The 14,461-nt window shown below is 42.2% G+C and carries 12 protein-coding genes and 1 tRNA gene; all 13 read left to right on the forward strand.

The window, feature by feature from the left end; genetic code table 11:
* On the forward strand, positions 1 to 69 hold a 69-nt coding region (locus tag K2Y18_07440; GenBank protein MBX9805567.1), incomplete at its 5' end, for an elongation factor Tu.
* A gap of 140 nt (positions 70 to 209) precedes the next feature.
* A tRNA-Trp gene (locus K2Y18_07445) sits at positions 210 to 286 on the forward strand.
* Between the two features lie 50 nt (positions 287 to 336).
* On the forward strand, positions 337 to 555 hold the full coding sequence (gene secE / locus K2Y18_07450) for a preprotein translocase subunit SecE (protein MBX9805568.1): 219 nt from the start codon (positions 337 to 339) through the stop codon (positions 553 to 555).
* 12 nt (positions 556 to 567) lie between these two features.
* Positions 568 to 1,098, forward strand: a complete 531-nt coding sequence (gene nusG, locus K2Y18_07455) for a transcription termination/antitermination protein NusG (GenBank protein MBX9805569.1) — start codon at positions 568 to 570, stop codon at positions 1,096 to 1,098.
* Positions 1,099 to 1,451: 353 nt separating this feature from the next.
* Positions 1,452 to 1,880, forward strand: coding sequence for a 50S ribosomal protein L11 (rplK, locus tag K2Y18_07460; protein MBX9805570.1), 429 nt, complete (start codon positions 1,452 to 1,454; stop codon positions 1,878 to 1,880).
* A gap of 6 nt (positions 1,881 to 1,886) precedes the next feature.
* On the forward strand, positions 1,887 to 2,573 hold the full coding sequence (rplA, locus tag K2Y18_07465; protein ID MBX9805571.1) for a 50S ribosomal protein L1: 687 nt from the start codon (positions 1,887 to 1,889) through the stop codon (positions 2,571 to 2,573).
* A 386-nt stretch (positions 2,574 to 2,959) separates the two neighbouring features.
* Entirely contained in the window at positions 2,960 to 3,466 is a 507-nt protein-coding gene (gene rplJ, locus K2Y18_07470; protein ID MBX9805572.1) for a 50S ribosomal protein L10, read from the forward strand.
* A 49-nt stretch (positions 3,467 to 3,515) separates the two neighbouring features.
* Entirely contained in the window at positions 3,516 to 3,890 is a 375-nt protein-coding gene (gene rplL / locus K2Y18_07475) for a 50S ribosomal protein L7/L12 (protein MBX9805573.1), read from the forward strand.
* Between the two features lie 195 nt (positions 3,891 to 4,085).
* A complete protein-coding gene (rpoB, locus tag K2Y18_07480; protein ID MBX9805574.1) occupies positions 4,086 to 8,261 on the forward strand; it encodes a DNA-directed RNA polymerase subunit beta in 4,176 nt (1,391 codons plus the stop codon).
* A gap of 25 nt (positions 8,262 to 8,286) precedes the next feature.
* Positions 8,287 to 12,471 carry a DNA-directed RNA polymerase subunit beta' gene (rpoC, locus tag K2Y18_07485; GenBank protein ID MBX9805575.1) on the forward strand — a complete coding sequence of 1,395 codons (4,185 nt, stop codon included), beginning with the start codon at positions 8,287 to 8,289 and terminating at the stop codon, positions 12,469 to 12,471.
* Between the two features lie 147 nt (positions 12,472 to 12,618).
* Positions 12,619 to 12,990, forward strand: a complete 372-nt coding sequence (gene rpsL, locus K2Y18_07490; GenBank protein ID MBX9805576.1) for a 30S ribosomal protein S12 — start codon at positions 12,619 to 12,621, stop codon at positions 12,988 to 12,990.
* A 23-nt stretch (positions 12,991 to 13,013) separates the two neighbouring features.
* A complete protein-coding gene (gene rpsG / locus K2Y18_07495; protein MBX9805577.1) occupies positions 13,014 to 13,484 on the forward strand; it encodes a 30S ribosomal protein S7 in 471 nt (156 codons plus the stop codon).
* Between the two features lie 9 nt (positions 13,485 to 13,493).
* Positions 13,494 to 14,461: GTP-binding protein (locus K2Y18_07500; protein ID MBX9805578.1), on the forward strand; the 968-nt coding region annotated here is incomplete at its 3' end.

The following is a 14,461-nucleotide window of genomic DNA, read 5'->3' on the forward strand; positions in this document are numbered from 1 at the left end:
TTGCGCTTCGCGATTCGCGAAGGTGGACGCACTGTGGGTGCAGGTGTTGTTGCTAAAATCTTGAAATAGCATCAGGTAGGTTTCCGAAGAGAAACCTATAGACAATGAGGGCAGAAGTGCGGTAAAAGAAACAGCTACCTGAAAAAATTAGCTGTTTCCTTTTGCTAAAGAAAGGGTGCAGATCCTTTTTCAGTGCTTCTATATTATTTAGGAGTGTAGCTCAATTGGCTAGAGCGTCGGTCTCCAAAACCGAAGGTTGGGGGTTCGAGACCCTCCACTCCTGCCATGATAAATTGTTATGTAGTTTGAATTTTAAAACGTTAGGCGGTAGTGCAGATGAGAGCGGATCAAAAAACATCCAGTTTAAAGCAGGCTTTTGAATTCATCCCGCAAGTTCGTCAAGAGGTGCGTAAGGTGACTTGGCCAACCCGGCGAGAGACTCTTATGACCACGGCCTTTGTTTTTGGATTTGCCGTTATTGCGGCAATATATTTTATGTTGGTGGATCAAGTCGTTTTTCGACTGGTTAACTTTATCTTGGGATTTGGGAGCTAAAGGATTTATTGAATGGCTCTGCGTTGGTATGTTGTAAACGTCTATTCTGGGTTTGAGAAGAAAGTTGCTCAAGCTATTCAGGAACAGGCTGATAAAAGTGGTCTTGCTGATCGATTTGAGGAAATACTTGTCCCTTCGGAAGAAGTGGTAGAGGTCCGTCGTGGCGTCAAGGTAACAGCTGAGAAAAATTATTTTCCAGGCTATGTCCTTGTAAAAATGGAATTAACGGATGAAACGTGGCATTTGGTACGTAACATTCCAAAAGTTTCAGGGTTTTTAGGGGGTAAAGGTAAGCCTTCTCCTATTTCTGAAGCAGAGGTTAATCGCATTTTACGACAGGTTCAGGATTCTATTGAAAAACCAAGACATTCAGTTATATATGAAATCGGTGAGCAGGTCCGCGTTAGCGATGGTCCGTTTACTTCATTTTCGGGTGTTGTTGAAGAAGTTGATGCTGAAAAGGCACGTCTCAAAGTTTCAGTCATGATCTTTGGACGTCCGACACCAGTTGAATTGGAATTTGGTCAAGTAGAAAAAGCTTGACGTTGCATGACAAAAATGTAATTTTTGTCATTTTAGTAGTTTGTTATGCAAATTTTATGTAAGCGTGACAAGGTATTAAGATTGATGCAGGCTTGAGGGCGCTAATTTTAAGGGTATTCAACGGCAAATTTAAGTCGATAGAGTGTCCCTTAAGATTATTACACCTTAAGAGATTATTAAAGAGAGTCACCGTGGGAGCTTCAGCCAAGAGGCGTACCACAAGCTCAGGAATGAGAAATGATAAGACCAAATGGAGAAAGAGATATTAATTTTTTAACCTTGTACTCTATAGAGAGCAATGAATTAATTAGTTAAAATCCTTTTGAATTTGGTAAAACACTGAGGAATAGAAAATGGCAAAGAAAATTGATGGCTATATTAAGCTACAAGTACCGGCTGGTAAGGCGAACCCTTCACCACCAATTGGTCCAGCTTTGGGTCAAAAGGGCCTGAATATCATGGAATTCTGTAAAGCATTTAATGCTCAAACACAAAGTATGGAGCCTGGAATTCCGATTCCTGTAGTGATTACAGTTTATGCGGATCGTACCTTTTCCTTTATTATGAAAACTCCACCAAATTCATATTGGTTGAAAAAAGCAGCCAAGATAGAGAAGGGTACTAAAACGGCAGGGATTGAAACGGTTGGTTCTGTTACAATGGCGCAAGTGCGTGAAATTGCGGAGAAAAAATTCCAAGATTTAAATGCGCACGATATTGATGCAGCATGTCAAATGATTATTGGATCAGCTCGTTCGATGGGCTTGGAAGTGGTGGAGTAAACTAACATGGTACACGTTGGAAAAAGACTCAAAAAAGCCTTTAAAACAGTTGATGTAGAAAAGATTTACAGCATTGACGAAGCCGTTAAGCTTGTTAAGGCAAATGCTACGGCAAAGTTTGATGAAACAATTGAAATTGCAATCAATCTGAATATTGATTCACGTAAAACAGATCAAAATGTTCGTGGTGTTGTTCAACTCCCAAATGGGACTGGAAAAAACTACAGAGTCGCTGTGTTTGCAAAAGGTCCAAAAGCGGATGAAGCCCTGAAGGCTGGTGCAGATATTGTGGGGGCCGAAGATTTAATGGAAAGAATTCAAGCCGGTGATATGCCCTTCGAACGCTGTATAGCAACCCCTGATATGATGGGATTGGTCGGTCGTGTTGGTAAGTTGTTAGGCCCACGTGGTTTGATGCCAAACCCAAAGCTTGGTACGGTCACAATGGATGTTGCCCAAGCTGTTGCTGCCGTTAAGGGTGGCCAGGTGGAGTATCGGGCAGAAAAAGGTGGCGTTGTCCATAGCGGTATCGGAAAAGCAAGTTTCCAAGAGAAAGCCTTGATTGAGAATATATCAGCCTATATTGACGCAGTGCAAAAAGCACGCCCAGCTGGTATCAAAGGCGAGTTTGTTAAGAAATTGACCTTGACCTCAACAATGGGAATAGGCATTAAGTTCGAGATTAAAGCGTAATCGGATATACGCATTAGGAATTTTGAGAGATATATTTATCTCTTAAAAGTTGAGGGTATATTTAGGGAAACCTATTTGCCTCTCTTGTGGTGCAGTCTACTTTTTTTGTAGGCAAGGGCTGTTAGATTTAAAGATATATCTTTAAAAATGACGCGTCCTTGATCTAACTAGAAAAAATAGAATGTGCCAAATTGTCCGAGACTGTGGGTTCTTTTGTGAAAGGCACAAAAGTTTAATGGGCTACCGCCTGCATGAGACAGAAGGGAGAGAAGTTTTGACTCCTTCTGGGACAGAATCGTGAAAATCAAAGGATACTTTGATTTTTAAATATAGAAAACACGAAAGGGGTAGTCTTTTTCGTGAAATATACTGTTAGGGAGTGAAAAATGGACCGTTCACAGAAAGAAGAACTGGTCTCACAAATGCGTACAACTCTGCAGGAGGCAACCAGCGTTATCGTTGCTTGTCAAACAGGGATAACAGTAGCTGAGGCAACTCAGTTGCGGCGCGATATGCGTGGGGCGGGAGCTGAATTCAAGGTTTTAAAAAACACTCTTGCACAGATTGCTGTTAAAGGAACAAACCTGGAGGGGTTAAACCCTTATCTCCAGGGGCCAACTGCACTAGGGTACTCTCAAGACCCTGTTGCTGCGGCTAGAGTGTTGTCTAAGTTTGCTGATAAGAATGATAAATTATCAATCATTGGCGGCTATTTAGATGGCCAAATTCTGGATAAACAGGCGGTAAAGGCATTGGCTAACTTGCCATCCTTGAATGAATTGCGCAGTAAGATTATTGCTGTCATTTTGGCCCCTGCAACGAAACTAGCAATTTTGGCAAAAGAACCTGCAAGGCGTGTTACATGTGTTGTGGCTGCCCGTAGCCAGGGATAAAGCATTGAATTGTGAGCATTATTTTATATTATTAAGGAGTTAAAGCAAAATGGCAAATCTAGACAAAATCGTAGAAGAATTATCAAAGTTGACTGTATTGGAAGCTTCTCAGCTTTCAAAATTGTTAGAAGAAAGTTGGGGCGTAAGCGCTGCTGCTGCTCCAGTTGCAGCCGCGGCAGTTGCTGGCGGAGGCGCAGAAGCTGCTGAAGCACAAACTGAGTTTACAGTTATGTTAACTGAGGCAGGTGCAAACAAAATCAATGTGATTAAAGAAGTTCGTGCTATTACAGGCTTGGGACTAACAGAATCTAAAACATTGGTCGAAAGTGCTCCAAAAGCAGTTAAAGAAGGCGTTACCAAAGATCAAGCTGAAAAGTTTAAAAAGCAATTAGAAGATGCCGGCGCAAAGGTCGACATTAAATAGTTGATAATTTGTAAAACATATGGAGGAGGGGTAAGGTTGCCCCTCCTACAATGTATTTATATAAAACATTTGATCTATGGTTGCTAAATAGGTATTGTTTGGCTCGATAGATGAGTTGTTTTGGGTAAGGGATTCGCTATATTTCAAGGAATATCCCTAAAAGTTAAATATAGTAAATATTGAAAGAGGGCATCTATGGTAAGATCTTTCACTGGTCGGAAAAGATTTCGTAAAAATTTTGGTCGTATTGTTGAAGTAGCGCCGATGCCTAATTTAATCGCGCTACAGAAGTCTTCCTATGAAAGCTTCCTGCAAATGAATGTCCCTCAAAACAAGAGGGAAAATCATGGGCTACATGAAGTATTTCGGTCGACATTTCCCATTAAGGATTTTGCAGCAAAATCTCAATTAGAATATTTTAAGTATGAGCTAGAACGCCCTAAATATGACGAAGACGAATGTCGACAAAGAGGGCTAACTTTTGCAGCGCCATTAAAAGTCACTTTGCGCCTTATTGTTTGGGAAACCGATGAAGATACGGGTGCTCGATCCATTCGCGACATTAAGGAACAGGACGTTTATATGGGGGACATGCCCCTCATGACGGATAGTGGGACTTTTATTGTGAATGGAATTGAAAGGGTTATTGTATCTCAAATGCATCGCAGTCCTGGTGTATTCTTTGATCACGACAAAGGTAAGGCACACTCCTCGGGTAAATATTTATTTGCAGCACGCGTTGTGCCCTACCGTGGTTCATGGCTAGACTTTGAGTTTGATCCGAAGGACCTTATGCACGTTCGCGTAGATCGTCGTCGAAAAGTCCCTGTTACTGTATTCTTAATGGCGCTAGACAGTGCTGAAACAGAAAAGTACAGAGCTGAGTATGCTGAAAAGGAAGAAGTATTGCCTTCGAATCTTATTTCAGGAATGTCTAAAGAAGAAATATTGAATTATTTCTATGAAATTATTCCATTTAAAAGGAACAAAAAGATATGGCAAACCCCATTCAGCGCTAATCGCTGGAAGGGTATCAAACTGACACGTGACTTGGTTGATGCAAAAACAGGAACGGTTGTTGCTGAAGCAGGCACAAAATTAACACCGAGATTGGTAAAAAAGTTTGCAACAGATGGTTTGTCAGAAGTCCAAGTTGAATTAGAAGACTTGATTGGTCGTTATATCGCCAAAGAATACATTAATGAAGAGACTGGTGAAATTTATATTGAAGCTGGGGAAGAAATCACAGCTGATACTTTGAAAATTCTAGATGAATTGAAAGAAAAGGAAATCCCTGTCCTTCATATTGATCATGTGAACGTTGGACCATATCTTCTTAATACTCTTATGGCAGATCGTAGTAACAATCGGGAAGATGCTCTTCTTGAGTTGTACCGTGTTATGCGTCCTGGTGAACCACCTACCTTAGAAGGCGCCGAGAGCCTCTTTAAAGGCTTGTTCTTTGATCCAGAACGATATGATTTGTCGGCTGTTGGTCGTGTAAAAATGAATGGTAGATTAGGGTTAACAACGCCTGATACTTTAAGGGTCCTTCGCAAAGAAGATATCCTTGTAATCTTGAAGACGTTATTAGAGCTTAAGGATGGCCGTGGGGAAATCGATGATATTGATAACCTCGGAAATCGTCGTGTTCGTTCTGTTGGAGAGTTGTTGGAGAATCAGTATCGCCTTGGTTTGTCACGCATGGAACGGGCTATTCGCGATCGTATGAGCACTGTTGATATTGACACGGTGATGCCGCATGATCTCATAAACGCAAAGCCAGCTGCTGCTGTTGTGCGCGAATTCTTTGGTTCATCTCAATTATCTCAATTTATGGATCAGACAAATCCTTTGTCAGAAATCACCCATAAGCGTCGCTTGTCGGCATTGGGACCTGGTGGTTTGTCAAGGGAACGTGCCGGATTTGAAGTACGGGACGTGCATCCAACCCACTATGGTCGTATTTGCCCCATTGAAACCCCAGAAGGACCAAATATTGGTCTTATTAACTCTTTGGCTACTTATGCTCGTGTCAATCAATATGGATTTATTGAAAGTCCTTATAGAAAAGTGTCCAATGGTAAGGTTTCAAATGAAGTTGTTTATCTAACGGCTATGGAAGAGGGACGCTATACAATCGCCCAGGCTAATATTGAATTGGGTTCAGATGGTTCGATAAAAGATGAGTATGTAACTTGTCGTCGTTCTGGCGAGTTAAGTATTGTTCATAAAGATGAAGTTGGCCTCATTGACGTTTCACCAAAACAGTTGGTTTCGGTTGCGGCATCTTTGATTCCATTTTTGGAAAATGATGACGCGAACAGAGCACTTATGGGATCAAACATGCAACGTCAGGCGGTTCCATTGATTCGGGCCGAAGCACCATTGGTTGGTACTGGCATGGAGCATGTTGTTGCTCGAGATTCCGGGTCTAGTGTCATAACAAAGCGTTCTGGTGTTGTCGACTCTGTTGATGGTTTGCGAATCGTCATAAGAGTTACAGAAAAAGACGATATTAAGGATTCAGCGGCAGGTGTGGATATCTATAACTTGCAAAAATATCAACGTTCAAATATGAGCACCTGTATAAATCAACGACCTCTTGTTAAAAAGGGAGATATTGTCAAGAAGGGTGATATTATCGCGGATGGTCCGGCAACGGAGCTTGGAGAATTGGCTTTAGGACAAAATGTTTTGGTTGGTTTTATGTCTTGGCAAGGCTACAACTTTGAAGATTCAATATTGTTGTCTCAAAGAATTGCACAAGATGACATCTTTACCTCAATACATATTGAAGAATTTGAGGCTATGAGCCGAGATACAAAGCTTGGCAATGAAGAAATTACGCGAGATATTCCGAATGTAGGGGAAGAAGGCCTGAAGAATCTTGACGAAGCAGGCATTGTGTATATCGGAGCAGAAGTCAATCCAGGTGACATTTTAGTCGGCAAGGTAACGCCTAAAGGCGAAGTACCTATGACTCCAGAGGAAAAACTATTGCGCGCAATATTTGGTGAGAAAGCTTCGGATGTACGTGATACATCTTTGCGTGTACCACCTGGTGTTACCGGAACAGTTGTTGAGGTGCGCGTATTCTCACGTCGTGGTATAGACAAGGACGAAAGAGCACTTGCTATTGAACGGGCCGATATTGATCGATTGGCAAAAGATCGTGATGCTGAACGTCTCATTTTGGAAAGAAGTTTTTACCAAAATCTGAAAGAGAGATTGGTTGGGCAGAAAGTCGTTAGTGGTCCAAAGGGATTGAAAGTGGGCGTAACGATTGATGAGGCTCTCTTAAATGATTATACAAAAGGCCAATGGCGACAAATAACGATTAAAAATGATGAAATTATGGCTGAAATTGAGGCCATTAATCAGCAGATCGATCAAAACGTAACCCGTCTTCAAGACTGGTTTGAAAATAAGGTAGATAAGCTACGACGGGGTGATGAATTATCTCCTGGTGTTTTGAAGATGGTCAAAGTCTTTATCGCTGTAAAGCGCAAAATCCAGCCTGGAGATAAAATGGCTGGCCGCCATGGTAACAAAGGTGTTGTTTCTCGAATATTGCCGTTAGAAGATATGCCTTATTTAGAAGATGGAACGCAACTAGACATTATCTTAAATCCTCTTGGTTTGCCGTCTCGTATGAATGTGGGGCAAATTCTAGAAACCCATATTGGTGGCGCAGCAGCAGGATTAGGACGTCAAATTAATTTGATGTTAGAGAAATATCGAAAGACGGAAGCAACAATTTCTGAAGTTCGCTCTACCTTAAATAATATTTATGATCGCCCTGAAGATAAATCTGATCTCAAGTTGATGTCAGATGAGGAAATCTTAGATATGGCGCACAACTTGCGCAAAGGTGTTCCAATTGCAACTCCCGTTTTTGATGGCGCGAGAGCAAGTGATATTGAGGATGCTTTAAAAGCAGCCGATTTGGATACCAGTGGTCAGGTGCCTTTATATGATGGTCGAACAGGAGAGCTCTTTGATCGCAAGGTGACTGTTGGATATATATACATGTTGAAACTTCATCACTTAGTTGATGACAAGATTCACGCGCGTTCAATTGGACCATATAGCTTGGTGACACAACAACCACTCGGCGGTAAAGCTCAATTCGGTGGCCAAAGATTTGGGGAAATGGAAGTATGGGCGCTTGAAGCCTACGGTGCTGCGTTTACTTTGCAAGAAATGTTAACCGTAAAGTCAGATGACGTATCTGGACGAACGAAAGCCTATGAGGCGATTGTAAGAGGTGACGATAATATGGAAGCGGGTGTGCCTGAGTCCTTTAACGTTTTGGTCAAGGAACTAAGGTCTTTGGGACTCAATGTTTCTTTTGAACAACAAATATAGATTGATAGATGGGGTTATATAAGCCATGAATGCCATGCGTAAAGTTATGGAAAACGTTGAAGTTGCTCCCGGCTTTGATGCGATTCGCATCTCAATTGCAAGTAGTGACAGAATTCGCTCTTGGTCCTACGGTGAAGTAAAAAAGCCAGAGACAATTAATTATCGAACATTTAAGCCTGAAAGAGATGGTTTATTTTGTGCGCGTATTTTTGGTCCAATTAAGGACTATGAATGTTTGTGTGGTAAATACAAACGCATGAAATATCGAGGAGTTGTTTGTGAAAAGTGTGGCGTAGAAGTCACCTTGAGCAAAGTTCGTCGCGATAGGATGGGGCATATAGAATTGGCCTCTCCAGTTGCCCATATTTGGTTTACAAAGTCATTACCAAGTCGTATAGGCCTATTAATTGATTTATCGTTAAAAGATCTAGAACGTGTTCTTTATTTTGAGAATTACATTGTCATGGATCCAGGAATGACCCACCTTAAAAAAGGTCAGTTGATTTCTGAAGATGAATACATGCGCACCCAAGATGAGTATGGCGAGGATGCCTTTACTGCTGGTATAGGAGCAGAAGCCCTCAAGACAATGCTTAATGAAATTAATCTTGAACAAGAGCAGGAAAAGCTTCGCTTAGAAATGATTGATACGACGTCAGAAATACGCCGTAAAAAATTGGTGAAGCGTTTAAAGCTTGTTGATGCATTTTTAGAATCAAATACAAGGCCTGAAAGTCTCATTCTTGATGTTATACCCGTCATACCGCCTGAGCTTCGTCCTTTGGTTCCTTTGGATGGGGGACGTTTTGCCACCAGCGATTTGAATGACTTATACCGTCGGGTAATCAACCGTAATAATCGCTTAAAGAGATTAATTGAATTGCGCGCGCCAGATATTATCGTGCGGAACGAAAAGCGCATGTTGCAAGAATCTGTAGATGCTTTGTTTGATAATGGTCGACGCGGCCGGGCAATTTCGGGAGCCAATAAGCGCCCCTTAAAATCTTTAGCAGATATGTTAAAAGGTAAGCAGGGTCGTTTCCGTCAAAACCTTTTAGGCAAACGCGTAGATTATTCTGGTCGTTCGGTGATTGTTGTCGGTCCAGAATTAAAGCTTCATCAATGTGGATTGCCGAAAAAAATGGCTTTAGAGCTATTTAAACCCTTTATTTACGCGCGTCTAGAGCGTTATGGGTTGGCCAATACGTTGAAAGCTGCAAAGCGTATGGTAGAAAAGGAACGTCCAGAAGTATGGGATGTCCTCGAAGAAGTTATTCGTGAGCACCCTGTTCTTTTAAACCGTGCGCCAACATTGCACCGCTTAGGAATCCAGGCTTTTGAGCCAATGCTCGTAGAGGGTAAGGCAATTCAGCTTCATCCATTGGTTTGTGCGGCATTTAATGCTGACTTCGATGGTGATCAAATGGCTGTCCACATTCCTTTATCATTAGAGGCTCAGCTTGAAGCACGCGTTTTAATGATGTCTACAAATAACATTTTAAGTCCAGCCAACGGGCGACCAATTATTGTCCCTTCTAAAGACATAGTCCTTGGTTTGTACTATTTGACCTTGATGACAGAAGGCGAACTTGGAGAAGGCATGACCTTTGGTTCTATTCAAGAAATAGAACAAGCTTTGGAAGAAAAGATTATTAAGCTCCACACCAAAATTAACGCGCGAATTTCTGTATACCAAGAAGATGGCGCAACTATAACAAAGCGGGTGGAAACAACACCAGGTAGAATGCTCTTTGGTGAATTGTTGCCAAAGCATCCTAAGATTGGCTTCAATCTTGTGAATCAGGAATTGACGTCTAAGGAAATTGGTAATCTTGTAGATATCGTTTATCGTCACTGCGGGCAAAAGGATACTGTTGTTTTTGTTGATAAAATTATGGGTATGGGATTTACTTACGCAACAAAAGGGGGAATTTCCTTTGGTAAAGATGATCTCGTAATTCCACCTGAAAAAGAGAAGTTAATCTCTCAAACTAAAACAATGGTTTCCGAATTTGAGCAACAATATGCTGATGGTCTTATCACTCAAGGTGAGAAGTACAATAAGGTTGTTGATGCTTGGTCACAATGTACAGACAAAGTGGCGGAAGCCATGATGAAGGCAATCTCTAAGCCACGCCCAGGAGAACCAGTAAACGCTGTCTACATGATGGCCAATTCAGGGGCTCGTGGCTCCGTTGCTCAGATGAAACAATTGGCCGGTATGCGTGGTTTGATGACCAGACCTTCTGGAGACATTATTGAAACACCTATTATTTCAAACTTTAAAGAAGGTTTAACTGTGTTAGAGTACTTCAGCTCGACCCACGGGGCACGTAAAGGTCTTTCTGATACAGCATTAAAAACAGCGAACTCCGGATATTTAACACGCCGTTTGGTTGACGTTGCGCAAGATTGTATCATCACAGAAGTTGATTGTGGAAGTACAAAGGGCATTTCTTTAAGAGCCGTCATTGAAGGTGGGGATACTATTGCATCTCTGTCAGATCGTATCTTAGGAAGAAGCGCCGCAACGGACATTGTGAATCCAATGACAGGGGAAGTGATTGTTGAGGCGGCTCAACTTATATCTGAGGCTAATGTTGAGTCTCTAGAAGCAGCAGGAATCGATACGGTTATGATCCGTTCCGTTTTGACGTGTCAGACGGATTTTGGTATTTGCGCAAAGTGTTATGGACGCGATCTTGCTCGCGGCAGATTAGTAAACCAGGGAGAAGCTGTCGGTGTTATTGCGGCACAATCTATTGGAGAGCCTGGTACACAGTTAACGATGCGGACCTTCCACATTGGAGGTACAGCTCAACGCGGTGCTGAGCAATCAAGCCTCGAAGCGTCCTACCATGCAACTGTTACCATTCGCAACAGGAATATCGTCAAAAATGGCAGTGGGGCTAATATTGTCCTGGCAAGAAACAGTGAAATTGTCCTCGTGGATGACCAAGACAGAGAGAAGTTCCGCCATCGTGTCCCTTATGGATCACGCATCCTTGTTGAAGAAGGCGAAAAAGTAAAGCCCGGTCAACGCTTAGTTGAATGGGATCCTTACACAATACCAATTATTACAGAGCGTGATGGTATTGTGCACTTTGTGGATTTGGTCGAAGGTGTTTCTATCAGGGAGATTGTCGATGAATCAACAGGTATTTCAAATCGCGTTGTTGTTGACTGGAAACAGCAAGCCCGAGGGAGCGATTTGAGGCCGATGCTAAGCATACGAGACAAAGCTGGAAATCCCGTTATTTTGCCAAATGGCATGGAAGCGCGTTACTTTTTAACTGTCGATTCTATTTTATCTACTGAAAACAGCGCGAAAGTTCGGGCTGGGGACATTCTGGCCCGTATTCCTCAAGAAAAAACAAAGACACGGGACATTACAGGTGGTTTGCCGCGTGTTTCTGAATTGGTTGAGGCTCGCCATCCGAAAGATGCAGCTATTATAGCTGAATTTGATGGTCGAGTTGAATATGGTAAAGATTATAAAGCAAAACGTCGTATTTTAGTTATTCCTACAGATGAAACGCTGCAACCTATGGAATATTTAGTGCCTAAGGGGCGTCACATAACAGCTCATGAGGGTGACTATGTAAAGCGCGGAGACTTGCTCGTGGATGGAAGTCCGGTGCCTCATGATATATTGCGAATTTTAGGTATTGAAGCTCTTGCAACGTATCTTGTCAGTGAAATTCAACAAGTTTACCGTTTGCAAGGTGTGCGGATAAATGATAAACATATCGAAGTTATCGCACGTCAAATGCTTCAAAAATTTGAAGTTAATGATCCAGGTGAGACGATTCTTATCCGTGGGGAGCAAGTTGACCGCACCGAACTCGAACAAGCGAACAAAGAAGCTGAATCTAAAGGATTAAAGATCGCTACTGGAATCCCGATTTTGCAAGGTATTACGAAAGCATCCTTGCAGACCAAATCGTTTTTTGCAGCAGCATCTTTCCAGGAAACAACAAGGGTATTGACCGAAGCGGCAGTCTCTGGCAAGGTTGATGGACTTATTGGGTTAAAAGAAAATGTTATTGTCGGACGTCTCGTTCCCGCTGGAACGGGGAGTATGTTGCACAGCTTACGTAAGCTTGCAGCGGAAAGGGATCGTGTTGCAACGGTTGTGCCTTTAAGCGATGAGTTAGAATCTTCAGATGTGCAAACAGAGCATCAAGAAGAACAGATACTCATAAATTAAGGTATTTCACGATTGAGATCGAGAAACCGTTGACATATAATAAATGCTGTGGTTAGTATGCCAATGGCAAGGTGTAAGTCAAAAAGTAGATATTTTTGACTGTGATAAATTGTTGAATGTTTGAAAAAGAAAAGAAGGGTTAGGCTAATGCCTACAATTAACCAATTAATTCGTAAACCAAGAGTTCCAAAAGGAACTCGAAATAAGGTCCCGGCACTTGAGTCATGTCCTCAAAAGCGAGGTGTGTGTACGCGAGTTTTTACAACTACGCCTAAAAAGCCAAACTCGGCTTTACGTAAAGTTGCTCGTATTCGATTAACAAATGGGTATGAAGTAACAGGCTACATTCCCGGAGAAGGGCATAACTTACAAGAACACTCTGTTGTTTTGATACGCGGAGGTCGTGTAAAGGACTTGCCTGGTGTGAGATATCACATCATTCGTGGTGCTCTTGATACACAAGGTGTCAAAGATCGCCGTCAATCACGTTCAAAGTATGGCGCAAAGCGTCCAAAGTAAGAATTAGTTAAGAGGAAGATCAAATGTCACGTCGTCGCGCGGCTGAAAAAAAGGAAATACTCCCTGATCCAAAGTTCGGGGATTTTGTGCTAGCAAAATTTATTAATAGCATAATGACCAAAGGGAAAAAATCAACAGCAGAACGCATTGTTTATGGTGCTCTTGAGAAAATGCAAGGTCGTGGTGGCAAAAACGCTATTGATCTTTTTCATGATGCCTTAGAAAATGTAAGGCCTGCTGTAGAGGTTCGTTCTCGTCGCGTTGGAGGTGCTACATACCAAGTTCCAACAGAAGTACGTACTGAGCGTTCACAAGCCCTTGCCATTCGTTGGCTCATCGGCGGAGCGCGTAAGAGATCTGAAAAAACAATGGTAGATCGCTTGTCGGCTGAGCTCTCTGATGCAGCTAATAACCGAGGTACCTCCGTAAAGAAGCGTGAAGATACACATAAAATGGCAGAAGCCAATCGTGCATTCTCGCACTATCGTTGGTAGGGGAAAAGAATGTCACGTACAACACCACTCAGTAAGTATCGCAATATTGGAATTATGGCCCACATCGACGCGGGAAAAACCACAACGACAGAGCGTATTTTATATTATACCGGCCGGTCCTATAAAATTGGAGAGGTTCATGAAGGCACAGCCGTTATGGACTGGATGGAACAGGAACAAGAGCGTGGCATAACCATAACATCTGCTGCGACGACCTGTTTCTGGAATGATAATCGAATTAATATTATCGACACACCTGGCCACGTTGATTTCACCATTGAAGTTGAGCGCTCCTTACGCGTCCTTGATGGTGCTGTTGCTGTATTTGATGGGGTTGCAGGTGTCGAGCCACAATCTGAAACCGTCTGGCGTCAAGCCGATAAGTATCATGTTCCAAGAATTTGCTTTATTAATAAAATGGATCGTACTGGCGCAAACTTTTATCGTTGTGTGGATATGATTGTGGATCGTTTGGGCGCACGCCCACTCGTAATCCAATTGCCAATTGGATCTGAAAGTGAATTCGTTGGTATTATTGATTTGGTAGAGATGAAAGCCATTATATGGCACGATGAAACCCTTGGGGCAAAGTTCGATGTCGTTGAAATACCAGAAAAAATGAGAGAAGAAGCGAATAAGTATCATGACCAATTGGTTGAAATGGCCGTTGAGGTTGATGATTCTGCTTTAGAAAAGTATTTAAATGCGGAGATGCCGTCTGCAGAAGTTTTAAAAGCATGCATCCGAAAAGGTGTTCTTCTTGGAAAGTTTGTTCCTGTCATGTGCGGAAGTGCTTTTAAGAACAAAGGCGTTCAACCATTGCTAGATTGTGTTGTTGAATATTTACCCTCCCCAGAAGATATTAAATCTGTTACAGGAACTATACCAGATACAGATGAAGAAGTTGAAAGGAACGCAGAAGATACAGCTCCTTTTTCTGGTCTCGCGTTTAAAATTATGACAGACCCATTTGTTGG

The sequence above is a fragment of the Alphaproteobacteria bacterium genome (assembly GCA_019746225.1).
In the GTDB taxonomy this organism is placed as follows: Bacteria; Pseudomonadota; Alphaproteobacteria; order Paracaedibacterales; family VGCI01; genus VGCI01.